The following is a 25,114-nucleotide window of genomic DNA, read 5'->3' as shown; positions in this document are numbered from 1 at the left end:
GGAATTTGACGCCCTATATGGAGCTGTAACTTTACAGCAAGGGTGGACACATGTCCGGAACAAGTCGGCGGCTGGGTGCGAGAACGAGCGTGGCATTGGCCGCGATCGGCGTTGCCATACTGGTATTCGGGGTCTCGGCACTGCGCGCGGAAGCGACGCTGCAGATCAGTGCGCCACCACCTCTGCCGGTCGCGGTCATCGAGGCTGAATATGCCAGCGATGCCAGTATCGAGGAATTCTTTCCCGGGCTTGTCGCGGCGCGGCGGCAGAGTTCGCTCGGCTTTGAACGCGGCGGCCGTATCGATGCGATCGGGGTTGATGTCGGCGACCAGGTTCGCGCCGGTGATGTTCTGGCCGTGCTCGATACGCGTGCCGTGACGGCCCAGATCGCTGCCGCCGATGCCCAGACAGCCGAGGCCGTGGCCCAGACAGCGCTGGCCGCCGAGACCGAGGCGCGCCAGGCGCAATTGCTCGAGCGCGGCCATGTCTCGCAGCAGCGCCTTGATGAGGTGCGGACATCCACCCGCGCTGCCCGGGCACGCCAGAATGCCGCCGCCGCTGCCGCCGACGCGATCCGCGTCCAGCTCGATCTCGCCCGGATGACGGCCCCCTTCGACGGGGTGGTCACGGCCCGCCTCGCCGATGAAGGCACGATCGCCGCGCCTGGCCAGCCCCTGCTTGAACTGATCGAGAGCGGTTCGCTGGAAATCCGGGTCGGCCTGCCGCCGGCGCTGGCCGCCAGCCTGAGCGCGGACCGCAATTACCGCTTTCTGGCCGATAGCGGCGCGATCAATGCCCGTTTCCGCGCCTCGACCGGCGTGGTCGACCAGCATAGCCGCACCGTCACCGTCCTGTTCGACATTGATCCCGGCGCTGTCGCTGTTGGTCAGGTTGTCCGTCTCGCCATGGCGACCCCGATCACAGCTGATGGTTTCTGGGTGCCGACATCGGCGCTCGCTGAAGGGCGCCGCGGTCTGTGGACGGTCTATGTCCTCAATCCCGATGAAGGCGATTACCGGCTGGAGGCGCGGGTCGTCGAGACCGTGCGCATCGAGGCCGACCGCGTCTTTGTGCGCGGCGCCGTGACCGATGGCGAGCTGGTTCTCGCCTCCGGTATCCAGCGTATCACGCCCGGCCTGCGCGTGACACCGGCCGTGCTCGAGGCGCGCGCGCAATGAGCACGATCTTCTTTCGTTATTCCCGCCTGACCATTCTGGCCGTCATTCTGCTGGTGGCGGCGGGTATGGGTGCCTTCATGTCGCTCGGGCGCCAGGAAGACCCCTCACTCGTCGAGCGCTATGGCCTGGTGGTGACGGCCGCTCCGGGCGCTTCAGCCGAACGCGTCGAAGCCCTGATCACCACACCGCTCGAGGACGCGATCCACGAACTGGCCGAAGTCGATTCGACCTCCTCCTCCTCGCGGTCCGGGATATCGATCATCCATTTGCAGATCCGCGAGGATCTCACCGCTACCCAGGTCGACCAGGCCTGGACGCAGATCCGCGAACAGGTCGAGAGTGTGCGCCCGACGCTGCCGGCCGGGGCCGGAGCGCCCGATGTGCGCCGTCAGTATCTCGGTGCTGCGACCATGATTGTCGCGCTGTCCTGGGGCGAGCAGGGTGAGGAAAACCTCCCTATTCTCTCCCGATTGGCGACCGATCTCGAAAGCCGTTTGCGCAATCTTTCGGGCACGGAAGAGACCGCGATCTTCGGCGAGGTCGAGGAAGAATTCCGCATTATTGCCGACCCCGACACGCTGGCAGCGCTGGGCCTGACGGTTGCCGATGTCGCCCGGCTGACGGCCAGCGCCGACGCCCGTGCTCCGGCCGGCGAGCTGCGCTCGGGCACGGTTGATCTCAATATCGAGATCGATGGCGAGTTCGACAGTATTGACCGCATCCGCGCCATTGCGCTGGGGCAGGGCCCGAATGGCGAATTCATTCGCGTTGGCGATGTTGCCGAGGTGGAAAAGGGATCGCGCACACCGGCCTCGGCCATGGCGATGATGGACGGGCACCGGACGGTGCTGGTCGCAGCCTATCTACAGCCCGAATTGCGCGCCGACCTCTGGTCGCGGGATGCCGACGCGGTGGTCGCCGATTTTGCCGGTTCAGTACCGGGTGTCGAGGTCGAGACGATTTTCCGCCAGGGCGATTATGTCGAGACCCGGCTCAACGGGCTGGCCCAGAATCTTGGCTATTCCGGCCTGATCGTGTTCGCGGTCCTGTTCGTCATGATGGGCTGGCGCTCGGCGCTGATTGTCGGCACGGCCCTGCCACTGACCGTGCTGGCCGTGCTGCTGCTGACGCGCATCTATGACGAGCCCCTGCATCAGATGTCGGTGACGGGACTGGTCGTGGCGCTGGGGCTGCTGATCGATAATGCCATTGTTGTGGTCGATGAATACCGCCTGTTCCGGGCGCGTGGCCGCTCGCCGATCGATGCCCTCGATGCCTCGCTGAAACATCTCTTCGCGCCGCTCCTGGCCTCGACCATGACGACGGTCTTCGCCTTCGCGCCGATTGCCCTGATGCCCGGCGCGGCCGGTGAATTCATCTCGATGATCGGGATTTCGGTGATTTTCGCCGTCGTCTCCTCCTTCATCCTGGCGATGACGGTGGTTGGCGCCTTCGCGGCCTGGTTTGATGATGCCGGGGCGAGTGAAGAACCCAGGCGTTTCTGGCGCCATGGCCTCGGTGCCGGCCCCTTCGCACCGCTCTATCGCCGTCTGCTCGACACGATTACGGCGCGGCCCTGGATCGGGATTTTCGGCAGCATACTTCTGCCCATCGCCGGCTTTGCGGCGGCCTCGACCCTGCCGGTGCAATTCTTCCCGCAGACCGATCGCGACATGTTCCAGATCGAGCTGGAATTGCCGTCCTCCGCATCGATCGAGGAGACGCGGCGCCAGACCGAACGGGCGCGCGAGATCATCGAACGCTATGACGGCGTCGAGCGTGTGACCTGGGTATTGGGGCAAAGCGCGCCGCGCACCTATTACAATGCGATCAGCAACAAGTCCGGCGTGTCCAATTACGCCTCCGGCTTCGTGCACACCCGGTCGAACGCCGTGACGCGGCGTATCCTGCCGGCCCTGCAGCTGGAAATGCTCAATGCCTTCCCGCAGGCGCGTTTTCTCAGCCTGCCGTTTGAGCAGGGCCCGCCGATCCCGGCACCGATCGAACTGGTCCTGGTCGGACCGGAACTGACCGAGCTCAACCGGCTCGGCAATGAGATCCGCAGCGTTCTGGCCAGAACGCCCACTATTACCCATACCCTGGCCTTGCTTGAAATGGGCGAACCCGTCGCCCGCATCATGGCCGATGAAGCTTCGGCTGAACTCTCCGGCATGCGCCTTTCCGAACTCGCCGACCGCTTGCGCGGCGATCTGGATGGTGTCGTCGGCGGCAGCGTCCTGGAAGGTGTCGAGGAACTCCCCGTTCGCGTCATCACACGGGATAATCGGCGATCCAACCTCGCCTCTGTCGCCGGCGCGCCACTTCGCTCGAGCGGTGGCAATGTCTTTGCCGCGCCGCTCGCATCACTGGGCGACGTGACCCTGGCACCGCAAGTGTCCATCATCCCGCATGAGGATGGCCGCCGGGTCAATTCGATCTATGGCTATCTGGAGCCCTATACCCTGCCGGCACCGGCGCTGGAGCATTTCTTCACGGCGCTGGAGGCGGCCGATATCGCACTGCCGCCGGGCTATGAATTGCAGATCGCCGGCGAAGCCGCCGAGCGCGGCGATGCGATGGCGGGCCTATTCGGTACCGCCATCCCGCTGATGGTGCTGATGATCGGCTCGGTCGTGCTCGCCTTCAACAGTTTCCGCTATGCCGGGATCATCCTGGTCGTCGCGGTGCTTTCGGTCGGGCTGGCCATGTTTGGCGTCTGGCTGTTTGGCACGCCGCTCGGTTTCAACGCGATTGTCGGCTCGATGGGGCTGATGGGGTTGTCGATCAATGGCGCAATCGTTGTCCTGTCGGCGCTGCGCACCAATCCGGCCGCTGTCGCGATGCAGCCTGGCGCTGTGCAGGCGACCGTGATGGATGCGACGCGTCACATCCTGTCGACGACCCTGACGACGATCGGCGGTTTTGTGCCGCTTCTCCTGTCGGGCGATGCCTTCTGGCTGCCTTTCGCTGCGGCGATGGTCGGCGGCGTCGCCGGTTCGGCCATTCTGGCGCTGGTCTTTGCCCCCTCTGCCTTCGCGCTTCTGGCGCGGCTGGAGGATCGCAAGCGGCGCATTGCCGAGAAGGTCCGCAATTACAAACAGCGGCGCGGTGACTTGATGACGCGTGCGAAACAGGCTTAGAGCGCTCCAGACACGGGAGCAGGACATGTCTCGAACACGCGGTCCCTGGACCATTCATTCCGAGCGCATCGCGTTTGAAAGCCCCTGGATGCGGGTGCACGAATTCGACATCACCCAGCCCGACGGCAAGCCGGGCGTCTATGCGGTGATGTCGCCGCGCAATCTGGCGCTGGTCGTGCTGCCGATCCATGCCGACGGCTCGGTCACACTGGTCGGCCAGCATCGCTTCGCGCTGGATCGCTATAGCTGGGAAATCCCCGCAGGCGGCGGTCAGCTCGACGGCGACCCGCTCGCCGATGCCAGGCGTGAGCTGAAGGAAGAGACCGGACTGACAGCCGATCACTGGAGCGAGATCCTGCAGCTGGACCTGTCCAATTCGATCACCGATGAGCGCGCCATCGGTTATCTCGCCACCGGCCTGCATGACGGTGCGCCGGAACCGGAGGGGACTGAAGTGCTGCAGACCCGCCGCGTTCATTTCCTCGACGCGCTCGAAGAGGCGATGTCGGGGCAGATTCGCGATGCCCTGACGGTGGCGATGCTGATGCGGGCTCACTATATGGCGCAACAGGGCCTGTTGGCGTCAGAGCTTTCCGGTGTCATGCTGAATCGTTGAAGGCAGGAGAATGTGATGTCACAGAGCCAGGCCAAAGCGCCGATTGCCGCGCGCACCGGAACCCAGGCCGTCTGGGCGCGTCTGCGCGTCGAAGCCGCCGCAGCGGCTGCGGAAGAGCCGATCCTCGCCAGTTTTCTCAATGCTGCCGTGCTGCGTCACGACGAGTTTTCCCACGCGCTGGCCTATTGCCTCGCAAGCAAGCTGGCCGATGCCCAGCTCGATGCCATGCTGGCGCGCGATGTCGCCGAGGCCGCCCTGAAGGGTGATCCGGGCATTGTCACCCAGGCGATCGCCGACATGGTCGCGGTTGAAGAACGGGACCCGGCCTGCAAGAGCGTGCTGCAGCCCTTCCTCTATTACAAAGGCTATCAGGCGCTTCAATTGCACCGCGTTGCCCACTGGCTGTGGGGTGAGGGGCGGCAAAATCTTGCCTTCCATCTGCAAAGCCGGGTGTCGGAGCGCTTCGGCGTCGATATCCATCCGGCGGCCCGGATCGGGCAGGGCGTGATGATTGACCACGCGACCGCTGTCGTGATCGGCGAAACGGCTGTGGTCGGTGATGATTGTTCGTTGCTGCATGAGGTGACGCTGGGCGGTACCGGCGCGGCGCATGAAGACCGTCACCCCAAGATCGGACGCGGCGTGATGATCGGGGCCGGCGCCAAGGTGCTCGGCAATATCGAAGTGGGCGACCAGGCCCGCATCGCGGCCGGCTCGGTGGTGCTCAAATCGGTTCCGGCCGGCTGCACGGTGGCCGGCGTGCCGGCCAAGGTGGTGGGCGATTGCTGTCCGCAACCGGCGCGCAGCATGGACCAGACCTTCCCCGACGGGAAATAGACCGCCGGGTCTGCGCCGCATTCGCCATCAGCGCGGATGATCGCAGGCCCTGCACTGGACGCACCCCCCTCGCATGGGCTTATTTGTCGCCAATTCGAATCCCCCGACCGGAGAGACATCGTGAACAAGAATATGACCGCCGGCGAAGCCGCGAAACTGCAACGCTTCCTGCGCAATAAACTCAATCCGGAAATGGCGGTTCAATGCCGCAATCGCCCGGATGAATGCGCTGAAATCCACATCGGCGATGAATGTCTCGGTGTCGTCGCCAAGATCATCGATGAGGGTGAAACCTCCTATTCCTTCGAGATCACCATTCTGGACATTGACCTGGAAGAGCTTTGATCGAGCCGTCGTCGACCGTGCTTGAAGCCCGGGCGGTCACCAAGACCTATCCCGGCGGTGTTCAGGCGGTTGCCGGCGTCGATCTCAGCCTGCAGCGCGGCCAATTGCTGGCCCTGGCCGGTACATCGGGCTGCGGCAAGACCACAATGCTCAAACTGATCAACCGCCTGGAGGAAACTTCGGGCGGTTCGATTTTGTATGAGGGTGCCGACATCACCACGCTCGATCCGGTCGAGCTACGCCGCACAATCGGCTGGGTGATGCAGGGCGATGGCCTGTTTCCCCATTATAGCGTCGCCGCCAATGTCGCCATTGTGCCGCGCCTGCTAGGCTGGGCGCCGGCCGCGATCGATGCCCGCGTGCGCGAAATGCTCGAACTGGTGCGCCTCGACCATGGCGAATTTGGCGCTCGATATCCCGATGCCCTGTCGGGTGGTCAGCGCCAGCGTGTCGGCTTTGCCCGCGCCCTGGCCGGCAAGCCGGACCTTCTCTTGATGGACGAGCCGTTTGGCGCGCTCGACCCGATTACGCGTGACGGGTTGCAACAGGATTTCATGGCGCTGCAGGCCCGGCTCGGTTTTTCCGCCCTGATGGTCACCCATGACATGGCCGAAGCGCTGATCATGGCGGATCAGGTCGCGGTGATGCGGGATGGCTTGATCGTGCAGTGCGGCAGCCCGGCACAACTGCTCAAATCGCCGGCCGATGATTATGTCGCCGCCCTGCTGGACACCCCGCGCCGCCAGATGCGCCGGATTGCGGAGCTGGAGGCATGAGCGAGAATTTCGCCGAGCGCTGGGCTGAACTGCCGTATCTTCTTTCCGGCCATGTCCTGCTGTCGCTGGCGGCGATTTTCGTCGGCATGGCGATCAGCGTCCCGCTCGGTATCTACGCCGCGCCGCGGCCGCGCCTGGCCGGCTCGGTGCTCAATATCGCCGGTGTGATCCAGACGATTCCCGGCCTGGCGCTGCTGGCGCTGATGGTGCCGTTGCTGGGCGGGATGATCGGCTATTGGCCGGCCTTCCTGGCGCTGATGCTGTATTCAATCCTGCCCATTCTGCGCAATACGATTGTCGGCCTGCAAGGCGTCGAGCCCGGTGTGCGCGAAGCGGCGCGCGGCCTGGGCATGACCCCATCCCAGCGCCTGTGGCGGGTCGAACTGCCGCTTTCCCTGCCGGTGATTGTCGCCGGACTGCGCACCTCGGTCGTCTGGGTGGTCGGCGCGGCGACGCTGGCGACCCCGGTCGGGGCATCCAGCCTGGGCAATTATATCTTTGCCGGTCTGCAGACCCGCAACTGGCTTTCGGTATTGTTTGGCTGCGTCTTCGCGGCCGGCCTCGCCATTCTGTTCGACCAGATGATCCGTCTGCTCGAGATTGCGGCGCGGACGCGCCGGCGCGGACTGGCGGGCGGGGTCGCAATAGCGCTGGCGCTGGTGGTCGGGCTTTCGCTCCTGCCGGTACTGGTTCCGGCCTCGGCGCCGGCGGCGACCAATTCAAGCGCGAGCAATGCGCCGGCCAGCCTGGCGGGCCAGACGATCGGCATCGGTGCCAAGGCTTTCACCGAACAATATATCCTCGCCGCCCTGATGCAGGATGTACTCGAAGAGGCCGGCGCTGTCGTCGAGCGCCGCGATAATCTCGGCTCGACCATCGCCTATGACGCGCTGCGCTCCGGCGAGATTGATGTCTATATCGATTATACCGGCACGATCTGGGCGACGCTGATGGAACGGCCGCAGGCAGCGCAGCGTCATGTGATGCTCGCGGAGATGACGGCCTGGCTGCATGCGCGCGACGGCATCCTCACCCTGGGGCCGCTCGGCTTTGAAAATGCCTATGGTTTTGCCATGACGCGCGAGCGTGCGGCCGCTCTGGGCGTCGTCAGCCTGGCGGATCTGGCCGCTCATGCCAGTGAATTATCGGTCGGCGGCGATCCGGAAGTGTTTGTCCGGTCCGAATGGATCGGCACGCGCGACGCCTATGGGCTGGGCGCGATGCGCACGCGGGCGATGGATTCGACCTTCATGTATGGCGCGGTACGCGATGGCCAGGTCGATCTGATCAGCGCCTACACCACCGATGGCCGCATTGCAGCCTATGACCTCGTCGTGCTGGAGGATCCGGCCCATATCCTGCCGCCCTATGACGCGGTGATTCTGCTGTCACCGCGCGCCGCTGCCCTGCCGGGCCTCGCCGAGGCGCTGGCGCCACTGGTCGGGGCGATTGACGCCGATGCCATGCGCGGTGCCAATCGCCTGGTTGATCTGGAACACCAGACGCCGGTCCAGGCTGCCGCCTGGCTCGCGACACGGCTTGGTGGGGACGAATAATGGCAGGATATGTCGGCCATGGCCGTTTGCAGGACGATGAATGGTTGATGCGTGCCTGCGTCCTGATGAATCACGACCTGCCGCCGCATGCGCCGGAATACACGCCGGAAACCGAGTTGAATCGGTCCTACACGACCCAGTCGGCCGAATTCGAGACCCTGTTGGCGAAAATCGATCCGGAGGGCGATATTGATCGCTCCATCTTCCCGATGCTCGCCTTCTTCACCGCCTCGGAGGGCTGGCCGGTCGATATAATCTTCGCTGCGATTGCCGCCTTCCTGGTCTGGATATTCATGCCCAACTGGTATGGCATCATGGAATACGCGGCCTATACGGTGATCGCGGGCTTCATCGCGGTCCAGTATCTGCGCGCCCGCCGGGTGCGTGAGCGCGCGACGCGGGAAATGCTGCGGCTGGGCCTGCAACCGGGCGAGGAAAACAGCCTCACTTTGCGGATGCTGGTGAAATACCGGAAAATGCCGGTGACAATTCACTGAACCGCGAATCAAGACGGCGCGCCCCTTTCGAGCCGCGCCGCCTGCATTTCCGGTCCGGTCTGCGAGCTACAATACCGTCAGCATCGTCGCCACCAGCGGATGGCGCACGATATCTTCCGCTGCCAGGCGGCAGACGGCGATATCCTCAAGCGGTTCCAGCTTGTCGGCGATGATTCCCAGCCCCGACATGCCGGGCAGGAGATCCGATTGTGCCGGATCGCCGGTGACCACCATGGTCGCGTTCCATCCCAGCCTTGTGAGCAGCATTTTGAGCTGCACATAGGTGCAGTTCTGCGCCTCGTCGACGACGACGAAGGCATTATTGAGCGTGCGGCCGCGCATATAGCCGATCGGGGCGATCTCGATCAGGCCCTCGGCCATCATCGCCTGCAGGCGTTTCGGCGAGAGCCGGTCGGCGAGGGCGTCGTAAAGCGGGCGCAGATAGGGGGCGAGCTTCTCTTCCATGGCGCCGGGCAGGAAGCCGATTGATTCGCCGGCCTCGACGGCGGGCCGTGACAGCACAATGCGGCTGACCGATCCGGCTTCGAGCGCTTCGACCGCCTTGGCGACGGCGAGATAGGTCTTGCCGGTACCGGCCGGGCCGAGCGCCAGCACGAGATTATGCTCGTCGACGGCGCGCATCAGCACAGCCTGGCCCTCCGAGCGGGGTTTGACATTCTTGACGTATCTCTGGTCGCGCATGGGATCGCGTGTCTCCGGGCTCCAATTGGTGCCGGGGAAGAGGGCGCGAACCTTGGTCTCCTCTGTCTGATAGTGAGCGGCGTTGAATTCACCGGTACGCGTGCGACGTTTGGCGATGCGCTTGGTCATGGTTCGAGGCTCCACACATGAAAAACCCCTCGGCCAAGGGCAGAGGGGCGACAGGATTGTTGCGATGGGGTCGATTCGGAAAAAACCGGCAGATGGCGCCCGCAGGCGCCAATTTCGGGTGGGCTTGGGTGCAGACTGTCCATGACGCCTGATCGGGCCTTCCGTCCGGAGTTGCCGAAACGATACGGGGCAGCACCCCGAATCGCCGCTACAATGTGAGTGTAGCGCGGTGAACAGACTCTCAACGCCCGCGTCGCTAAAAATTCATGGAATTCTACACGGAGACAGAGATGGCCATTTATGCGTTGGGTGATTCCCGGCCGGAACTGCCGGCTGAAGGCGAGTATTGGGTCGCGCCGGATGCGACCGTGATCGGCCGCGTGATTCTGCGCCGCAATGCCAGTGTCTGGTATGGCGCTGTTGTGCGGGGTGACAATGATCCCATTGAAATCGGTGAGGATTCCAACGTCCAGGACTTGTCCGTCCTGCACACCGACGCCGGTGCGCCGTTGAAGATCGGCAAGGGCGTGACGATCGGCCATCGTGCCATGCTGCATGGCTGCACGATCGGCGATTACTCCCTGATCGGGATTGGCTCGACGATCCTCAACGGGGCGGTGATCGGGAAGAATTGCATCATCGGCGCCCATGCCCTGATTACCGAAGGCAAGGTGATTCCCGACAATTCACTCGTTGTTGGCTCGCCGGGCCGGGTCATGAAGACGCTGGGCGCGGACATGGCAGAGATCCTGAAGGCCTCTGCCGATCATTATGTCGAGAACTGGCAGCGCCACAGCCGGGAGCTGCGGCGAATCGACTAGCCAGGCCGTATTGCGTGCCGGAGGCCGTGCCTAATTGGCGCGGCCCCACAGATTGCGGATGTTTTCATCCGCATCGCGTCCCAGATTGAACCAGGCGGCGCGATCATGGGTGGCGTCGATAATCAGCAGGCGATCATCGCGATCCAGGATATGGCTGAGCTCATTGCGCAGGACGGCGGCCGTCGTCGGGCCGCGCAGCAGCCAGGTGCCGGGCGTGATCTGTTCCAGCTCGCCATAGGCAGTCAGCGCATTGCGAAATTCCGGTCCGGCTTCGGACTGGATTTCGGTAACGATCACGAAATTGGCCGGGCGCACACCTGCGGTGACACGCTTTTCCGGGGCAGGGCCGCCGGCGTTTTCGGCGAGCCAGCCGGTAAATTCCTCGACCTCGGACGCCGCACACCAGCCCTCATCCCGCGCATTGGAGACTTGGGAATGGGCCGCAATCCGGCCTTCGCTGACGAAAGCCTTCATCTGCGGCGGGGTGTAGGGGCCGTAGACACGGCCTTCGACTTTCACAAACCAAGACATTGCAATTCCGTCATCGCGAGGCATTTCGGTTCTTTCTCGCACTTGCACAACTACTTCCTATAGCCCGTATAGGGCAAGAATCAGGCCGACACGGTGATTTTACCGGGGAAACACGACTCAAACTCGCCGAGGCGCGGATCAGGCTGCTTCGCTACTCTTTTTCGCGGCCTCAGGTGGATCGAACACGACCGCGAAGCCATTGTCCAGAATACGAGCCACACATCCTGTCATTTCACCCACACGTAGCAATTCGCCCAGACGAGGCCTTTCGAGACATTCGAAGGCGGCACCGGTCACGGATACGTCCAGCACATTGGCCTGGATCACCACACCGTCATTGAGCAGGATCCGCGCCCGGCCGCGGCCAGGCTTGCGCACGGCGGCGCGATCTTCCTCGAGACCGAGCCGATCCTTGTTGAAACGCCAGGTGATGGTGTCGGCCAGCTTGTCACGCTTGCGCGAGGTCGCGTTGAAGCGGACGGAGAATTCCTCGCCCTCGACGCGCACAATCGTGCCTTCAATCCGGCCAATACTGGAAATCATCAGGATGATGCGGGCATTGGCTGGCGGCGTGCTGCGCGAGGCGACGCGGGCGCCGCCCGGTGAAATATCGAGCAGGCGGCAGGCATGTTCACCCAGCGTCTCCGACCAGAAACGGCCGTGCAGCTGGAGTGGAACGCGCGTATGCCGGCGCCTTTCCTGGGCACCGCGTGCGGCGATCCTGATTTTGCGGCGGTCCAACCGGCCTGAGTCCTGCTGCATGACGACAACCTCCTGCAAGCGCGGAGGATAGGACGAAGCGGTTAAGAAGTGTTTTCAACTACTGGTCGTTTGCGATCATAACCGGGCGCTGCGAATCGGGCCGGGCGTTTTGCGCAAACAGGAAGCCGGGATTGGCCGGCGGCCGGACTTCGCGCAGGCTGGTCCGGATGATCGGCCGTCCGCGCAGACACTCCACCGCTTCGAGTGGCTGGAACAGGCCCAGCGTCCGGTCGACCAGACCTTCCGGGCCCCGCAGCGGCAGGAAGCTGATCTCGACCTGGACCTGTTGCATTTCCATGGTCGTGGCACGCGCAATCACCGAGGCCGGCGAGACACCGCTCAGCGAGGCTTCCAGCGTGGCCTGGATATGGACCGCGTCATGGCCGCGCCACAGGCTGAGGAAATTCTGGTCGCGAAACTCGCGTTGATACAATTCGCACAGGCCGGTGCCGGCGAGCCGGAAGACGTGATGTTGCGGATCGATACGTCCCAGAATGAAGACATGACCGAGCAGGGCGGCAATATCCTGCGGCTCGATATCAGCCCGGTAGGGCGCGGCGCCACCCAGGCGGCGCGCCTGCCAATAGGCATGTAGGGCTTTCGATTGCGCGTGGCGCATTCCACTCTCCAGACACTGCGGTCATAGCGCCGGACGGCTCGATTGCCACGCCGGCTCGTCGGGGGAGTTTCAAGAACGGGGCCATGCAAGCGCGTGGCGAAACACTTCGATCGCGCTCCCCATTGGCGGGAATCGCCTGAGCGGGGAAAACGGCCCGGTGATTGCAAGACCCGGCTCAGGATAGAAGGAGTATGGCCATGCGCGTATCAGTCCGGCACGGTTTTCTCGCCCTGGCGAGTGCGGCAATCGTTTTGTGTATCGCTCCGGTCACGCCGGTTGCGGCGATTGCGCAGGATTGTTGCACCCCGCCACCTCCGCCGCCGCCCTCCTGCTGCAATCATGGCGGCGGTCACACGGTCAATGTGCCCAACATCAATATTCATGGCGGCAATATCAATGTCGGCGTCAATGTCTCGAGCCGCGTCAATGTCACGACCAATGTGACGACCAATGTTGATGCCTCATCCAATGCCACGGCCGGTGCACGGGCCGGGGCGGGCGCCGGAGCCGGTGCGATCACCTATATCGGTGGCGGCAGCTATACACCTTATACTACGGCGCCAGCGGCGACCGCGATCACCGGCCTCAATGTCGCCGGTCTCGAACGCGAAGCCGCATATGAATTCCGTGAGGAACAGCGTTCGCGCTGGGTCGAGGAATGGCGCCTGGTGCGCGCGGTCTGCGTCGATGATACCGGCACACCGCATCCCGCTTCACGCGTCGATAATGGTGACCGCGTTGCCGCGACCTTTGATGGCGAGGTCTATCGCTGTGTTGCCGGGACGGCGATGCAGGTCACGATCGGCTGGCGTCAGGACGGACAGGATAACTGGACCGATGCGCCGACCATCATGTGCCGCAAGGGCGAGGCCCTGCGCCACAGCCCGGGCGGCAGCCTGACCTGCGCCACCCAGGAGCCGCGCCGCAATTGTAATGAGCGCTCCCTGCTTCGCATGTATGGCCCCGGCGCCAAGCTGGTCTTCATGCGCCGCGAGGAACACTACATGGAATCGGTCCGGTATGAGCGCGAGAGCGAAACCACGCGCCTGACCTCGATGACGCTGATGCTCGATGGCGGGGTTGGCGGCTACCGCTGATCCAGAACAAGACACTCACATGCCACTCGGCATGTCCTGGCCCCGGTTCACAAGACCGGGGCCTTTTTTTTGCCTGCGGCTCAGCCGTCCAGCGTTTCGTCAAACCAGCGCAGGGACATGCAGGACAGGCCGGCATCGATGCGGCCGATCTGCTCCGTTGCCAGCGGCACCACGCTATAGCCCGCCTGGTCGAGCATTTCGATCGTGCGGGGGAATTGCGCCCCGACCAGCACGACATCATTGATGCGCAGGGCATTCGCCGCCGCCTCTTCGCCTTGTGGCAGGATCAGGGTTTCGAATTCCTCGAATACGCCGGAGGCTTCCAGGCGCGCTGTGACGAGGACGCAATTTTCCTCGATCAGCGAGCAGTCTGTCTTGAAATGCAACACGCCGGGCGGGGTGGTGACGGTTTTCGAGGCCAGGCCCAGCTTGGTCAGGCAGGCGCCCAGCGCGCCGGCCCCGGCGGCATTGGTGCGCGCTGACAGGCCGATCATCACATGATCCGGCGTCACCAGGATGTCGCCGCCATCGGCATAGCCGGTGCCGGACATCTCCAGCACGGTCTCGAATCGTCGCCGTAGCACCGGGGCGATCTGCGCCGTCTCGCCGCGCCGCGTCGCATTGCCCGGCCGCAGCAGGATGGCGCCCGCGCTGAACACCAGGGCCGGATCCTCGACGAAGACCGAATCGGGAAAGGCTTCCAGCGGCGGCAATACCGTCACCGCCAGCCCGGCGGCCTCCAGCGCGTCGATATAGGCGGCATGTTCCGCCGCGACGCCGTCATAATCGGGATCACCCTGATCGACAGCACGAAGCCCGCGCACGACGGAGCGCGATGGCTCGCGCACAAGGGCGGCATTGAAACGGTAAACCGGGCGGGAGAGGGGCATCAGGCGGACTCTCAGTGTTGAAGACAGATATCGTTGTCACTTCGCCAGCAGCCGTTCAAGTCCCCACTTGCTGATCCGGCATGTGCCCGCAACAGTACAAGAAAGCCCCGTCATTCGGGCCCGGTGCGGCCGCTTCACCCGCCGGCCAAATGGTGGTTAGCTCCCGCCCCTGACCAGCACCGCGCACAAGGCCCGCCCCATGATCCCGCTTTCCATCCTCGAACTCGCCCGTGTCACCCAGGACGGCGATATCCGCAGCGCCCTCGACCGGGCGCGCGATATTGCAGTCCATGCCGAAAAATGGGGCTTCGAGCGGCTCTGGGTCGCCGAGCATCATAATTTCGCGGGTATTGCCAGCGCCGCCACATCGCTCGCCATTTCCCATATCGCGGCCGGCACGAGCACGATCCGCGTCGGCGCCGGCGGCATCATGCTGCCTAATCACGCGCCCTATATCATTGCGGAACAATTCGGCACGCTGGCCAGCCTCTATCCGGGCCGCATCGATCTCGGCCTGGGCCGCGCACCCGGCACCGATCAGCGCACCGTCCAGGCCTTGCGCCGCGCGCCGGGCTCCGATGACCGCTTCCCCCAGGATGTGCAGGAGCTGCAGGCCTGGCTCGCCCCGGCCCAGCCCGGCCAGGCCGTCCAGGCGATTCCCGGGGCCGGCACTGAGGTGCCGCTCTGGATCCTCGGCTCGAGCCTGTTCGGCGCCCAGCTCGCTGCCGAGCTCGGCCTGCCCTACGCCTTCGCCTCCCATTTCGCCCCCGCCTCACTGATCCCGGCGCTGGAAACCTACCGCAACCGCTTCAAGCCCTCGGGCCAGCTGGCCAGGCCCTACGCCATGGTCGGCGTCAACATCGTCGCCGCCGACACCGACGAAGAGGCGCGCCGCCTCGCCACGACCCAGCAGATGAGTTTCACCAACCTGATTCGCGGCGCCCCCGGCCTCTCGCGCCCGCCGATCGACGATATCGACACCTATTGGTCCGCCGCCGAAAAGGCCCATGTCAGCCAGATGATGAGCTGTTCCATTGTTGGCGCGCCGCAGACGGTCAAGGCCGGGATCGAGGCGCTTGTCGAGCGGACGGGCGCGGATGAGCTGATTGTGGTGTCGGATGTCTATGAGCACGCGGCGCGGCTACGGTCGCTGGAGATTATGGCGGGGTGTTGCCAGTGAGCAAGTCTACATTCCTTCTGGCCCTTGCACTGGCCTGCGGATCTGTAGCAGTCGCCGGATGTGCCCCGGCACGGGACCCTGAAGTCGTGAATCAGGACATCGCCCGGTTTGAAGTCATTCGCGTCGCGCCGGGGCGGGTGGTACTTTCGGCGACGATCAGCAATTCAGACCATCGAGCTGTTTGCGTCCCCAACGACATGCTGCCCATTGGTGTCCACGAATCCGATATTTTGGTCGTGGTCGATGAAACCGGGCGAGACGTCGACTTGACGCCGGGCCTCCCATTGCCCGGCCCGGAACGGTTTGTGGTCCTGCAGCCGGGCATGGCCATGCCAATCAGGCCAGTAATGGCTGAGCAATACGGGCTGGTGGCCGGAGGCCGCTATCAGGTCTCGCTTGAAGTGCCAGGATATTATTGCGACCAGATCCTCGATATGCCGCCGCCATACCCGATCGCGGGGCACACGACGGGCTCTCTCGATCAAGTGTTGTTTCGGTCCGACGTTATCGTGGTTGAAATGCCCTGAGTGTGGGGCGCAAACCCGAAGCCTGGGTGTGGGCAAATATGTTTCTGTCGCCATTGCGGGACAGAACAATCCCTAAATCCCTTGCCAGCCAGTGCGCCAGAGCGGAGTTGAGCCGTCAAGGGCGCCGGAGGCGCCGCTTCGCGGGCATGCCCCTTGACGGCTCAACTCCGCTCTGGCCGGGTCTCGGCATGGAATTCAGGGCGGGGTCTGGCCGGCGCGATGGCCTCATTTTCTAGCCAGAACAACATCGCGTTGTCATCCCTGACGGATGCCCGGACGCGAAGCGGTCCGGGCGTAGATCGGGGACCCAGATGCCCGGCCTGTGCCAGCCTGGGCGCCGATCATTTGCCCGGTTTGACTCGGGTTTTTTCACCATGGCACGTCTGGGTCCCTGATCTGCGCCCCGCATCCGCGGGGCATCTGTCAGGCGACGCAGGGGACTGTAATTTTTGGCGCAATTTGCAGATGTCCGGGACTTCTCCCCTTTTGCATAAACCGTTTGTGTTCTCGATTCTGACAAACAGTTATTCGAATGAAAATCAGTTGAGAACAACTTGGATTGGGGATCATTGCTCTACAGTTCTAAACGCCAACTGACCGTTTGGGGCGTTTGCAAATTTACATATCTAAAAAGGTGTGCTAAATGATTCGCTTGTGTAATTTGCGCTCCTTGGGCGCGTTCGTTTTATTGTAAACCCGGCCGCAAGAAGGTTGCGTGCTCTTTTATTTTATCTCAGGCAGAGCCCAAGCAGTCTGAGGAGCGAATTGACCACTTAGTGGTCGAGGTGTTCCTCTGCACGCAGTTGATCTCTCGACCCTTGGCATTGATTGAGGCTCGAGAAGATGAAAAATAGCTTCACTTTCCTTGTGAATACAGTTTTGTTGGTGTCGCTTTCTTGCGGAGCCGGTGCGTTCGCAATCGCGATCCTCGCGATATTTCTCGATTCACCATTTTTTGAGCCATTGTTTAACGCGGCTGCGGGGCTTTTTACCTTCGGTGTCGGTGCGATATTCGGGCTTATTGGCGGAGCCCATCGGTCAGAAACCCGCGATTCTTGATGAGCGGTCAGAGCGTTTAAGCCCGTGGCCAAGGTGTTGTCCCTGATCTACCAAAGTTTGCAAACGGGGATCCCGTCTTTCACCCATAGATCCCACGTCTGGTCATCCCGCCAGATGTTCGGCCTTGAGCCGGACGCGGAGCGGGGATGACAAAGATTTGATATTTTGGATGAAAATGCGGGTGCCGGTCGCTCGCCCGTGCCTCCCCGCTATCGCGGCTCCCGCCACATCGCTTCCAGTGGCGGCGCATCCGGCGCGATCAGGATCTCCCCGATCGATTCAAAGCCGAGCGAGCGATAGAATCCGTCATTGGCCGGGTTGGAGTTTTCCAGATAGGCGGGGCGCTGCGCGCGGTCGCAGGCGGCGAGCGTGGGGAGGATGAGGCGGCGGCCGAGGCCCTGGCCCTGGCGGCCGCGCCGCACGGCGATCGTGAACAGGTAGATATGCGGTGCTTTCGGTTTGTGTGCAGCAAGCGCGGTGTCGGCGGCGAGGGCGCGCATCAGGGCGCGCGGGCCGCCGGTCGCCAGCAGCGAGGCGGCGAGGCCGGGCAGGGCATACAAGGGCAATTCCTTGCTGGCGCCCGGGCCCAGCCACATGGCGGCGGCGTCGGTCCCGGCGAGGCAGGCATAGCCGCGCGGCGTATAGACCCGGCGGGCGAGGCTGCGGAATGTCTGGCGCATCGCGGTCTCATTGCCGAAAATCCAGTCATTGACCGGATCGTCGCGAAACGCGTCCGCCGTGATCGCGCCGAGCAGGGCGCTGTCCTCGCGTCCGGCGCGGTGCAGGTCGTCGGGCAGTGCGATATCGAGCTCATCCATCATCTTTTGCCTCGTGGCTGCCGGTTGGATCTTCCGGCACCAGCCGTGCCCGAGCGCGGCGGCCGCGTCAATTCGGGGCAGGATGAGGGGGGCGGCGGGTTTCGCTCTGGCGACTTATCCCCCAACGGCTCCAATTGTCCCACCTCATCCCGGCGAAGGCCGGGATCCAGATTTACACGCCGGCATCTAGCGGATTTAGCGCTAGTTTTCCGCCCGCTTCCGCTCTCCGAACCGGGTTCCGGCCTACGCTGGAATGACGAAAAGTCGCCCAACTAATCCCCACCCCTCCAACGTGCGCGCATAATCCCCCCGTTCCGGTCGCACGGGAGGCGTGAGCTCAGTCATTCGCGGCGATCGGGAGTGTGGAGCCCATCCGCACGACGGTGTGACAGCCCGAGTTCCGGTGGGGCCATGATCGGGGAAGTGAGGCATTAGGGCTCGACCAATCTTCCACGGTCATTTCGAGGCAGGACCCGTGAGGGGCCTGAGTAAAACTCCACGTGTGGGACGTCACGGATGCCCCCAAAACTTACTCAAGAACCGGCATTCGCCGGCGTCCCACACACCTCCCGGACCGGGAAGGGACCCTCAAACCTCCAGCGGCAGGCCGCGTGGAGATTTTCGTGCCGGCGGATATCAAAAAGCCCCGGACCCCGCCATCAGGATCCGGGACTTTCCGCCCCCCGGCGCTATGACGAAATCAATTGCCCGAATACGGATCGACGCTCTGGAATGTGGCGCTATTGCCGATCGCGGTCGCCGTGCCCGAGAGCAGGCTGCCTGTGGTCATCTGGCCGGTGACGCGCGAATTGATCGCCGCATTATTGGTCTGGTTCATATTGCCATAGGCCGTGACCGGACATTCCGAACAGACATAGGTCGTCGCCGCATTGCCGAAGGCCGTTGCCGAAGCGAGAGCGACGCCGCCGGCGCCACCGGTGAAATTCGTGGTCGCGTTGACGGCGCCATTATTGGTCTGGTCGAGGCCCATATAGGCGTCGGCGCCGATATTGGAGATGATCGCCGAATTGCCGACGCCCTCGGCCGAGAGCGTCACGACATCAATGTCGAAATTGCCGATATCGGCATTGGCTTCGGCATCAACCTGGCCGTCATTATCCTGGCTGCCCTGCATATGGGCATAACCATTCTCATTCTGCATCCAGGCCGAATTGCCATTGGCCGAGGCGATGACCTGCGTCTCCTCAGCCCCGCCGCCGGCTTCCAGACTGGCGCTGGCGCGAACCGAGCCGCGATTGTCCTGGTCGAGATCGACGAGTTGCGAGGGATACATGTAATAGCCCTCGATCGAGGCCGAATTGCCGTTCGCCGCCGCGACCGTCGAGGCCGACCAGCCCAGACCGCCGGTCGGGGCCAGGACATAGCTGTCGGCGGAGACATCGGCGCCGGAATCCTGGCGCAGATCGAGCGTATTGTCGCCGCCATAAGAGACCGAGCCATAGGCATTGGCGGTGGCCGTTGCCGTGGTGACCGAGCTCATCGCATAGCTGGAGACATTGAGGCTGGCCTCGGACGCGACACTGGAACCGTCGAGCGCGGTTTGCGCCAGGGCGGCATCCATGGTCTCGTCATGGATCAGATTGGCCGAATTGCCGATCGCCGAAGAGGTCGTGATCGCGCTGCCATGGATGATGCCGGCGGTCGTCGTGGCCGAGGTCGCGACCGAGCCGGAGAAGGTCTGGTCGCTGGCGACATCATGGGCGGACTCGAAATCGCCGGTCAGGGCGTTGGCCATGCCGACAGCCGTCATGGCTGCGGTATTGGCCGTGGCCGTGTCACCATTGGCGACGACAGAGATGGCAGCGTCCAGATTGAGCTGGCCGTTGAGAACCTCAGTCGTATCGTCCGCGAAGATAGGTGCGGACACTGTCATCGCGGCGCTCGTGGCCATGATCCACACTCTCACGCATTTGGACATTGGAGGTCTCCCTGGAGCCATAGGCCGTGGCGATATTGATGCCGCCGGTGGTATTGGTTGGGCCGCTGCTGACGCCGCCGCCGATGGGGTCGCTATAGGCACAGGCCGCCGATGGATCGACGCCGTAGAGCTGAGCGGAAATTTCAAGCACGGCACGTTCGATCACGGTGCGCACAGCCAGCTGAACCGGCTCGAGCGAGCGGCCGCCAGCGGAGATGTCGACCACCGCATCGCCCCAGAAGGCAAACACGCCGGCGCTGATTTCGCGGCCGATGATCTGTTTCTGGTACGAGATGACGTCGACTGTCTCCATCGTCCGCGTTTCGTTGAGGCGCAGATCGAGGCCGATATTCATCACCCACATGCGGCGGGAGAACAGGCCTGTCGGATCGCTGTCGATGCGGTCGCCGGCCAGAACGTCAACGCCCGACGAGCGGATATTGTAATTGAGCTCGGTGATGCCGCCGACCAGATTATAATCCGAGCCCGGCAGGGACGCGGCATGGATCTGGCGCTGGGTGCCGTCATCATTGCCGATCAGCGAGTTGTTGGCATAGCGCAGTTCAAGCTCGGAAATCGAGGTGTCGAATCGTTCCACCAGGCGGATGCCGGCCTTGGAGAAAGCCGAGATCGCCATCAGGGATGCGCCCTGGGTGATCGCGGCGCCGCCTTCCAGCGAAGCCCGGCCGGTATAATCCGACAGGCGCCCGACCGCGACACGCGGCGAGCGGATATTATTGGCGCGGGCATAATTGGCCAGGCAGACCAGCGCTTCCGAATAGGGCGTTGGATTGGGCGTCACCGGCGAATTGCCGATCGGCGTCACGTAATTGCCGTCAGCTCCGGAGCGGTCGGTCGACGCGCAGCCGGTCAGGGCAAGAACGCTCGCCAGCGAGGCGAGGAGGATTTTGGCTTTAATCATTATCACTACTCACATTGCCATCGGACTGGGCATTGGCGTTGATGTCGCCATTATTGATCTGGTTCGAATTGATGATCACGGTGTTATATTGGCCGGAGACATTGACGTTGAGCTGGTTGCCGATCGCTGTGGCACCCGAGCCGACACCGCCGCCGAACAGGCCGCCACGGCTCGAAACGCCGACGCCGGTCTGGATGACGCCGTCAATGATCACGCGATTACCGGCCGTCGAGCGGCTGGCCGCACCGGCACCGGCCGCTGCGCCTGCGCTGGCAGAGGCGCCCGACCAGGCCTGGGTTTCCTGCCCACCGGCAACACCATAGGGGCGTTCCCATTGCGCCGTCGTCGAGACGGACTGACCAAGCGCGCTGGCCGGGGCCAGAACGGTCATGGACATTGCAAGGGCGATCGTGATCCTGCGGGTTTTCATTGTCTCACGTCCTTCAAAACGCAACTCTCCCCCGGTCATGTGCAATGGGCGTGCCAGCGGGCGAGCGGGGCTATTTGCGTTCGCCTGTTGGGGGAAACTATCTGTTAAGATGTTGAAAGTGCCCGATTGGGGCACTGGAATGAGGAGAATCACTGGTGAGTGTGCCGCAGCGGGACGATCAGGTCCGGACCCCGATATTCAACGCCATGCCGGCCGCTGTCCTGATATTGGCCATCGCCATGGCCGCCGTCGCCATGATCACCACATTCCTACCCGAAACGGGACGCTGGATCTTTGCCGCCTCCCTGGTGATTGGTGGACCGGCCGGCATGAGCTTGCCGGCGCAGCCGCTGGGCCATGTCGCGCCGCTGGTGCTGCACGTCTTCATCCATTTCGGCTGGTTCCACCTGGTGATGAATCTGGCGGTGCTGATCGGCGCCGGCCGCGCGGCCGGGCTGGCACTCGGTGATGGTGTGAAGGGGACGGCCGGTTTCTTCGTCTTCTTCTTCGTCTGCGCGATCGCCGGTGCCGGGCTCGAAATCCTGCTGCCGCACGACCAGATCGTGCAGATGGGCGGCGCCTCGACCGGCGTCTCCGGCCTGATCGCCGCGGCCGGTTGGGTGCGGGGTGGTTATCGCGGGATGTTGAGTCTGACGCTGCCGTGGATCGGCTTCAATGTGGTGATCGCGTTGACCGGCATGGTCCTGCCCATCCCGATCAGCTGGGCCGGGCATATTGGCGGCGTCGTGGCCGGTGCCTGTCTGTTCCCGCTGGTGCTGGCCGTGTTCGGCGAGGGCCGCGGCCGCCGCTTCCGCGCCTGATCACCAGAGCCGGTCAATCCGGCGCACGCCGTCAATCTCGAATCCCTTGATAATGGCGTCGCCATTGGGCGGCAGCGACAGGATCAGCCGTACACCATTGCCACCATCGGGATCGAGCTGGCGCAGACGCGTCTCGAATTGCTGTGCCATGTCGCGTGAGGCGTAATACCGTTCAATATTGAAGGCTGAATGGATCCATATCTCGGGCGCCGCCGCCGCGTCGGCGCTGGCCTCATCGCTGAGCGGATCGGTTGGCCCGGACTCAGTGCGATAGCTCGACCGCACGAAACCATGGATGAAAATGCCGGCATCCGGGCGCTGGCTGTGTAGCGACACAGGCCGCCAATCGCCGTCATCGCCGGGCGCCAGCACGACATAAATGGAATCGCCGCGATCGAATTCGTCCTCGCCGGCCAGCGCGGCGGCATCTAGGCGCTGCAGCTCGGTTGCGATCAGGCTGTAATGTCCCAGGAAGATATCGCGCGGATCATAGCCGCGCACATCGAGCACGACCTCGGTGCCATTGGCCCGGGCGTTGGCATGGTTGATGACGAGATAGCCGAGGAAGGCCGTCATCGCGGCGGCGACAATGCCGAGGCGGACAAGATGGCTCATGAGCTGGCCTCCCGGCCGGTTGTGCCCGGCGCCGTGGATCGCCCGCGGCGCAGGCGCAGCAGCGCCAGGCTGATGACGAAGAGAATCACGCCGCCGACGAAGAAGAAGAGCGCCGTATCGAGCAGGCCACTGAAGGTCTCCGCATACACATAAAGGGTTTGCAGCACGAAACCGGCAATGCCGAGCGCGCCGACAATGCTTTGATCCGGCCGTGTACCCTGGACGATCATCGCCGCGCACAAGGCATAGAAGACGGCACCGATGAGGATCCGGACCCAGATCATCAGGTCCGGTCCGGCCGCCTGGACCAGCGCCGGGATTGCGGCGGCCATCAGGCCCGCAGCCAGATAGGTGAGGGCGGCGACACGACTCGCCTTGCCGTCGGCGACGCGGCGCCAGGCGATACCGGCCATCATCAGGAGGGTGATCGTGGCGATGGCGGTGTGCAGGCCGGAGCCAGCCCCGGCATCGGCATCGCGAATCTCGTCCAGCGGCCATTGCAGCAGATGCGCGCCCAGAACGGCGAGGGCGATGGCCCAGGCGGCCAGCACGCCGCCGCCGGCTATGGCGCGGTCACGTAGCCAGGCCGCGAGCAGGCCGATCGCGCCCGCAATCAGGATTACCGCATCGAGCGCCTCCAGCTGGCCCAGCCGGTCGGCGGCTGCCTGAGACCACATGATGTGTGAGATCCAGACAAAGAGCGCGAGCGCCAGCAAGTTGAAACTGACCCGCGATCCGAGTCGTCGGGCGAGCAGGGCTGTCGCGCCCCAGACCGGCAGATAGGCCCAGACCACGCCGGGGGCATTGGGGTTGAAAGCTTCCATCCCGGCCCAGAGCGCCCCCAGGCCGGTGGCGAGAATCAGGACCGGCCGCGAGGGCAGGGCCAGGGCGACACCGCCGGCGGCCGCGGCCCAGACAAGCAGGGCGGTATTGCGGAAGGACGTCATATTGAAGGTTTGGGCCGTCAACATGATCGCCGCCCCGAACAAGGCGGCACCGAGCAGCGCCAGGGCGTGGCCGATGACCGGGGCGTCGCGATCAAAGGCGCGTCCGGCTCCCAGCAGCGAGGCCCACAGCGCCAGCACAATGGTTGCGAACCGGATCAGTCGCGGCATCGCATCCCAGTTCGCGGCGACAAAGCTCAAGGCCGACATGGCGAGCAGGGTGGCACCGAGAATGGCCAGCGCACCGGCGGCGTTCCAGCGGCCGGGCCGGCTGGCGACATCGCCCAGTATGGCCTGGCGGTGTGCCGCATCGACCCAGCCCGCTGCAATCCAGCGCTCCAGGTCATCGGTCAGTCTGGTGCGATATCCCATCAAGCCACTCCGCTGCGATCAGGTGGAAAACCCTGCCTCCCGGCCCGGGCCTTGTCCATGTTTCTTTGATTCACATCGACCCACAGGCCGGGAGCCCGACGAATTCCATGCGTCACGAGCTGTTTTGTGGTATCAAACAACCAGCTCTGCGAGGAGGGCCTGCGATGAATATGGACTTCATACTGCGCGGCAAGGGCCGCGATGTGGTGATGATCGACGAAGCGCGCAGCCTGCAGGAGGCCGCCAATCTGATGGACTCCCACGGGATTGGGGCGCTGCTGGTCTGTGATGGTCATGACAGGCCGGTCGGTGTCTTGTCCGAACGCGATCTTATTCGCGAAATTGCCCTCAATGGCACCGCCGCCCTGAGCCGGCCGGCCGCCAGCGCCATCCTTCCGGCCTTTCTGACGGCAGCCCCGGACGATCTGATTGATACCGTCATGGTCCGCATGACGGATCGCCGTGTTCGCCATCTACCGGTGCTGGATGCCGGCCAGGTCGTGGGAATCGTCTCGATCGGCGATCTCGTGAAGTCAAAAATCGCGACGGTTGAAGCGGAAACCGAGGCCCTGCGCAGCTATATTCGAGATTGATGCACCCGCTGCTGCCTTGCTGCAGTCGCGACTTCCCCAGCCAGGCAGGCCAATTGCGGTCCGCACTGTCATCAAACTGACTCAAAACGCGGGCAGGGGGTTGCGCCAAACCCGCCATCCTGTAGAACCCGCTTCACCAACGGCGCCGGCGCAGCGGTTTACCACTTGCGCCTCAGCGCCGTTTGTTTATTATGTGAGGTCTTGTCGCTTTTTTCAGATGACTCGTTCCGCCCTTCGGGTGTGACGGTCGGGAATTTTTTTCGCCGGTTTTGGCCGCTGAAACATCTTCTGCACTTCCTGAGAATAGCGAATTGACTTCAAAAACCGGGCGGCTTAAACCCCGCCCTCCTCAACGGGACGGCCCAGAAAATCGGGTCAGAACAGAGAGGGGAAGGCCT

General features: G+C 63.6%; 26 protein-coding genes. 15 read left to right on the top strand and 11 right to left on the bottom strand.

The features are described 5' to 3' along the window. Positions 1–50: 50 nt before the first annotated feature. From BLT42_RS10565 to BLT42_RS10530, 8 genes are all read left to right on the top strand, one after another. Entirely contained in the window at positions 51–1,178 is a 1,128-nt protein-coding gene (locus BLT42_RS10565) for an efflux RND transporter periplasmic adaptor subunit (RefSeq protein ID WP_091770555.1), read from the top strand. After that, on the top strand, positions 1,175–4,318 hold the full coding sequence (locus BLT42_RS10560; protein ID WP_091770553.1) for an efflux RND transporter permease subunit: 3,144 nt from the start codon (positions 1,175–1,177) through the stop codon (positions 4,316–4,318). The genes BLT42_RS10565 and BLT42_RS10560 overlap by 4 nt, the downstream gene beginning before the upstream one ends. 25 nt (positions 4,319–4,343) lie before the next feature. Further along, the gene (locus tag BLT42_RS10555) at positions 4,344–4,934 is read left to right on the top strand and encodes an NUDIX domain-containing protein (protein WP_091770551.1); all 591 of its coding nucleotides are present in this window, start codon (positions 4,344–4,346) and stop codon (positions 4,932–4,934) included. Between the two features lie 15 nt (positions 4,935–4,949). Beyond that, positions 4,950–5,771, top strand: coding sequence for a serine O-acetyltransferase (cysE, locus tag BLT42_RS10550; RefSeq protein ID WP_091770549.1), 822 nt, complete (start codon positions 4,950–4,952; stop codon positions 5,769–5,771). Between the two features lie 120 nt (positions 5,772–5,891). After that, positions 5,892–6,116, top strand: a complete 225-nt coding sequence (locus tag BLT42_RS10545; RefSeq protein ID WP_091770547.1) for a DUF3126 family protein — start codon at positions 5,892–5,894, stop codon at positions 6,114–6,116. Then, positions 6,113–6,892: an ATP-binding cassette domain-containing protein gene (locus BLT42_RS10540; RefSeq protein ID WP_233342435.1), complete on the top strand. Its 780-nt coding sequence runs from the start codon at positions 6,113–6,115 to the stop codon at positions 6,890–6,892. The genes BLT42_RS10545 and BLT42_RS10540 overlap by 4 nt, the downstream gene beginning before the upstream one ends. Beyond that, a complete protein-coding gene (locus BLT42_RS10535) occupies positions 6,889–8,448 on the top strand; it encodes a glycine betaine ABC transporter substrate-binding protein (RefSeq protein ID WP_091770545.1) in 1,560 nt (519 codons plus the stop codon). Before BLT42_RS10540 ends, BLT42_RS10535 begins: the two co-directional genes overlap by 4 nt. Further along, the gene (locus BLT42_RS10530) at positions 8,448–8,945 is read left to right on the top strand and encodes a hypothetical protein (RefSeq protein WP_091770543.1); all 498 of its coding nucleotides are present in this window, start codon (positions 8,448–8,450) and stop codon (positions 8,943–8,945) included. The genes BLT42_RS10535 and BLT42_RS10530 overlap by 1 nt, the downstream gene beginning before the upstream one ends. Positions 8,946–9,011: 66 nt before the next feature. On the opposite strand, the gene BLT42_RS10525 is transcribed toward BLT42_RS10530, so the two are convergent. Further along, a complete protein-coding gene (locus BLT42_RS10525) occupies positions 9,012–9,776 on the bottom strand; it encodes a PhoH family protein (protein ID WP_091770541.1) in 765 nt (254 codons plus the stop codon). A gap of 290 nt (positions 9,777–10,066) precedes the next feature. Here BLT42_RS10525 and BLT42_RS10520 point away from each other — a divergent pair, with 290 nt between their 5' ends. Beyond that, positions 10,067–10,597, top strand: a complete 531-nt coding sequence (locus BLT42_RS10520; protein ID WP_091770677.1) for a gamma carbonic anhydrase family protein — start codon at positions 10,067–10,069, stop codon at positions 10,595–10,597. Positions 10,598–10,627: 30 nt separating this feature from the next. Here BLT42_RS10520 and BLT42_RS10515 read toward each other — a convergent pair whose 3' ends face one another. From BLT42_RS10515 to BLT42_RS10505, 3 genes are all read right to left on the bottom strand, one after another. After that, positions 10,628–11,128 carry a DUF4339 domain-containing protein gene (locus BLT42_RS10515; RefSeq protein ID WP_233342433.1) on the bottom strand — a complete coding sequence of 167 codons (501 nt, stop codon included), beginning with the start codon at positions 11,126–11,128 and terminating at the stop codon, positions 10,628–10,630. Positions 11,129–11,266: 138 nt separating this feature from the next. Further along, positions 11,267–11,890 carry a PilZ domain-containing protein gene (locus tag BLT42_RS10510; RefSeq protein WP_091770537.1) on the bottom strand — a complete coding sequence of 208 codons (624 nt, stop codon included), beginning with the start codon at positions 11,888–11,890 and terminating at the stop codon, positions 11,267–11,269. Between the two features lie 58 nt (positions 11,891–11,948). After that, the gene (locus tag BLT42_RS10505) at positions 11,949–12,509 is read right to left on the bottom strand and encodes a PAS domain-containing protein (RefSeq protein WP_091770535.1); all 561 of its coding nucleotides are present in this window, start codon (positions 12,507–12,509) and stop codon (positions 11,949–11,951) included. A 197-nt stretch (positions 12,510–12,706) separates the two neighbouring features. On the opposite strand from BLT42_RS10505, the gene BLT42_RS10500 reads away from it, so the two are divergent. Next, positions 12,707–13,606, top strand: coding sequence for a hypothetical protein (locus BLT42_RS10500; protein ID WP_091770675.1), 900 nt, complete (start codon positions 12,707–12,709; stop codon positions 13,604–13,606). Between the two features lie 80 nt (positions 13,607–13,686). On the opposite strand, the gene BLT42_RS10495 is transcribed toward BLT42_RS10500, so the two are convergent. After that, positions 13,687–14,496 (bottom strand): arginine deiminase family protein, encoded by an 810-nt coding sequence (locus tag BLT42_RS10495; protein WP_091770533.1) that lies wholly within the window; start codon positions 14,494–14,496, stop codon positions 13,687–13,689. A 199-nt stretch (positions 14,497–14,695) separates the two neighbouring features. Here BLT42_RS10495 and BLT42_RS10490 point away from each other — a divergent pair, with 199 nt between their 5' ends. The 3 genes from BLT42_RS10490 (at position 14,696) to BLT42_RS15000 (ending at position 17,262) form a co-directional block, all read left to right on the top strand. Next, entirely contained in the window at positions 14,696–15,676 is a 981-nt protein-coding gene (locus BLT42_RS10490) for an LLM class flavin-dependent oxidoreductase (RefSeq protein WP_091770531.1), read from the top strand. 86 nt (positions 15,677–15,762) lie between these two features. Further along, a complete protein-coding gene (locus BLT42_RS10485) occupies positions 15,763–16,203 on the top strand; it encodes a hypothetical protein (RefSeq protein WP_143024110.1) in 441 nt (146 codons plus the stop codon). Between the two features lie 843 nt (positions 16,204–17,046). Then, entirely contained in the window at positions 17,047–17,262 is a 216-nt protein-coding gene (locus tag BLT42_RS15000; RefSeq protein ID WP_143024109.1) for a hypothetical protein, read from the top strand. 209 nt (positions 17,263–17,471) lie between these two features. On the opposite strand, the gene BLT42_RS10480 is transcribed toward BLT42_RS15000, so the two are convergent. The 4 genes from BLT42_RS10480 to hfaA all read right to left on the bottom strand — a co-directional run bounded on the left by BLT42_RS10480 (position 17,472) and on the right by hfaA (position 21,338). After that, positions 17,472–18,083, bottom strand: coding sequence for a GNAT family N-acetyltransferase (locus tag BLT42_RS10480; protein WP_091770527.1), 612 nt, complete (start codon positions 18,081–18,083; stop codon positions 17,472–17,474). 697 nt (positions 18,084–18,780) lie between these two features. Then, positions 18,781–19,992, bottom strand: coding sequence for a holdfast anchor protein HfaD (gene hfaD, locus BLT42_RS10475; protein WP_091770524.1), 1,212 nt, complete (start codon positions 19,990–19,992; stop codon positions 18,781–18,783). Continuing rightward, complete coding sequence (gene hfaB / locus BLT42_RS10470; RefSeq protein ID WP_456085548.1) at positions 19,934–20,944, bottom strand: holdfast anchoring protein HfaB; 1,011 nt, start codon at positions 20,942–20,944, stop codon at positions 19,934–19,936. Before hfaB ends, hfaD begins: the two co-directional genes overlap by 59 nt. After that, positions 20,934–21,338 (bottom strand): holdfast anchoring protein HfaA, encoded by a 405-nt coding sequence (gene hfaA, locus BLT42_RS10465; RefSeq protein ID WP_233342432.1) that lies wholly within the window; start codon positions 21,336–21,338, stop codon positions 20,934–20,936. The genes hfaB and hfaA overlap by 11 nt, the downstream gene beginning before the upstream one ends. Positions 21,339–21,526: 188 nt before the next feature. Between hfaA and BLT42_RS10460 the strand changes: the two genes are divergently transcribed. Beyond that, on the top strand, positions 21,527–22,192 hold the full coding sequence (locus BLT42_RS10460; RefSeq protein WP_143024108.1) for a rhomboid family intramembrane serine protease: 666 nt from the start codon (positions 21,527–21,529) through the stop codon (positions 22,190–22,192). On the opposite strand, the gene BLT42_RS15145 is transcribed toward BLT42_RS10460, so the two are convergent. Next, a complete protein-coding gene (locus tag BLT42_RS15145; RefSeq protein ID WP_176780332.1) occupies positions 22,193–22,807 on the bottom strand; it encodes a GDYXXLXY domain-containing protein in 615 nt (204 codons plus the stop codon). Then, complete coding sequence (locus BLT42_RS10450) at positions 22,804–24,123, bottom strand: DUF2157 domain-containing protein (protein WP_091770518.1); 1,320 nt, start codon at positions 24,121–24,123, stop codon at positions 22,804–22,806. The genes BLT42_RS15145 and BLT42_RS10450 overlap by 4 nt, the downstream gene beginning before the upstream one ends. A gap of 164 nt (positions 24,124–24,287) precedes the next feature. On the opposite strand from BLT42_RS10450, the gene BLT42_RS10445 reads away from it, so the two are divergent. Further along, entirely contained in the window at positions 24,288–24,716 is a 429-nt protein-coding gene (locus tag BLT42_RS10445) for a CBS domain-containing protein (protein WP_091770516.1), read from the top strand. Positions 24,717–25,114: the final 398 nt, after the last annotated feature.

Origin of the sequence: Maricaulis salignorans, from assembly GCF_900103475.1 — a bacterium.
Taxonomy (GTDB): domain Bacteria; phylum Pseudomonadota; class Alphaproteobacteria; order Caulobacterales; family Maricaulaceae; genus Maricaulis; species Maricaulis salignorans.
Note: the sequence above shows the minus strand (reverse complement) of the source record. Positions and strands in the feature narration are given on the sequence as shown.

Bases quoted from the DNA above. Each gene is read 5' to 3' on its own strand.
- BLT42_RS10565 (WP_091770555.1), top strand. From the start codon at position 51: ATGTCCGGAACAAGTCGGCGGCTGGGTGCGAGAACGAGCGTGGCATTG.
- BLT42_RS10560 (WP_091770553.1), top strand. From the start codon at position 1,175: ATGAGCACGATCTTCTTTCGTTATTCCCGCCTGACCATTCTGGCCGTC.
- BLT42_RS10555 (WP_091770551.1), top strand. From the start codon at position 4,344: ATGTCTCGAACACGCGGTCCCTGGACCATTCATTCCGAGCGCATCGCG.
- cysE (WP_091770549.1), top strand. From the start codon at position 4,950: ATGTCACAGAGCCAGGCCAAAGCGCCGATTGCCGCGCGCACCGGAACC.
- BLT42_RS10535 (WP_091770545.1), top strand. From the start codon at position 6,889: ATGAGCGAGAATTTCGCCGAGCGCTGGGCTGAACTGCCGTATCTTCTT.
- BLT42_RS10530 (WP_091770543.1), top strand. From the start codon at position 8,448: ATGGCAGGATATGTCGGCCATGGCCGTTTGCAGGACGATGAATGGTTG.
- BLT42_RS10525 (WP_091770541.1), bottom strand. From the start codon at position 9,776: ATGACCAAGCGCATCGCCAAACGTCGCACGCGTACCGGTGAATTCAAC.
- BLT42_RS10520 (WP_091770677.1), top strand. From the start codon at position 10,067: ATGGCCATTTATGCGTTGGGTGATTCCCGGCCGGAACTGCCGGCTGAA.
- BLT42_RS10515 (WP_233342433.1), bottom strand. From the start codon at position 11,128: ATGTCTTGGTTTGTGAAAGTCGAAGGCCGTGTCTACGGCCCCTACACC.
- BLT42_RS10510 (WP_091770537.1), bottom strand. From the start codon at position 11,890: ATGCAGCAGGACTCAGGCCGGTTGGACCGCCGCAAAATCAGGATCGCC.
- BLT42_RS10505 (WP_091770535.1), bottom strand. From the start codon at position 12,509: ATGCGCCACGCGCAATCGAAAGCCCTACATGCCTATTGGCAGGCGCGC.
- BLT42_RS10500 (WP_091770675.1), top strand. From the start codon at position 12,707: ATGCGCGTATCAGTCCGGCACGGTTTTCTCGCCCTGGCGAGTGCGGCA.
- BLT42_RS10495 (WP_091770533.1), bottom strand. From the start codon at position 14,496: ATGCCCCTCTCCCGCCCGGTTTACCGTTTCAATGCCGCCCTTGTGCGC.
- BLT42_RS10490 (WP_091770531.1), top strand. From the start codon at position 14,696: ATGATCCCGCTTTCCATCCTCGAACTCGCCCGTGTCACCCAGGACGGC.
- BLT42_RS15000 (WP_143024109.1), top strand. From the start codon at position 17,047: ATGAAAAATAGCTTCACTTTCCTTGTGAATACAGTTTTGTTGGTGTCG.
- BLT42_RS10480 (WP_091770527.1), bottom strand. From the start codon at position 18,083: ATGATGGATGAGCTCGATATCGCACTGCCCGACGACCTGCACCGCGCC.
- hfaD (WP_091770524.1), bottom strand. From the start codon at position 19,992: ATGGCCACGAGCGCCGCGATGACAGTGTCCGCACCTATCTTCGCGGAC.
- hfaA (WP_233342432.1), bottom strand. From the start codon at position 21,338: ATGTCCATGACCGTTCTGGCCCCGGCCAGCGCGCTTGGTCAGTCCGTC.
- BLT42_RS15145 (WP_176780332.1), bottom strand. From the start codon at position 22,807: ATGAGCCATCTTGTCCGCCTCGGCATTGTCGCCGCCGCGATGACGGCC.
- BLT42_RS10450 (WP_091770518.1), bottom strand. From the start codon at position 24,123: ATGGGATATCGCACCAGACTGACCGATGACCTGGAGCGCTGGATTGCA.
- BLT42_RS10445 (WP_091770516.1), top strand. From the start codon at position 24,288: ATGAATATGGACTTCATACTGCGCGGCAAGGGCCGCGATGTGGTGATG.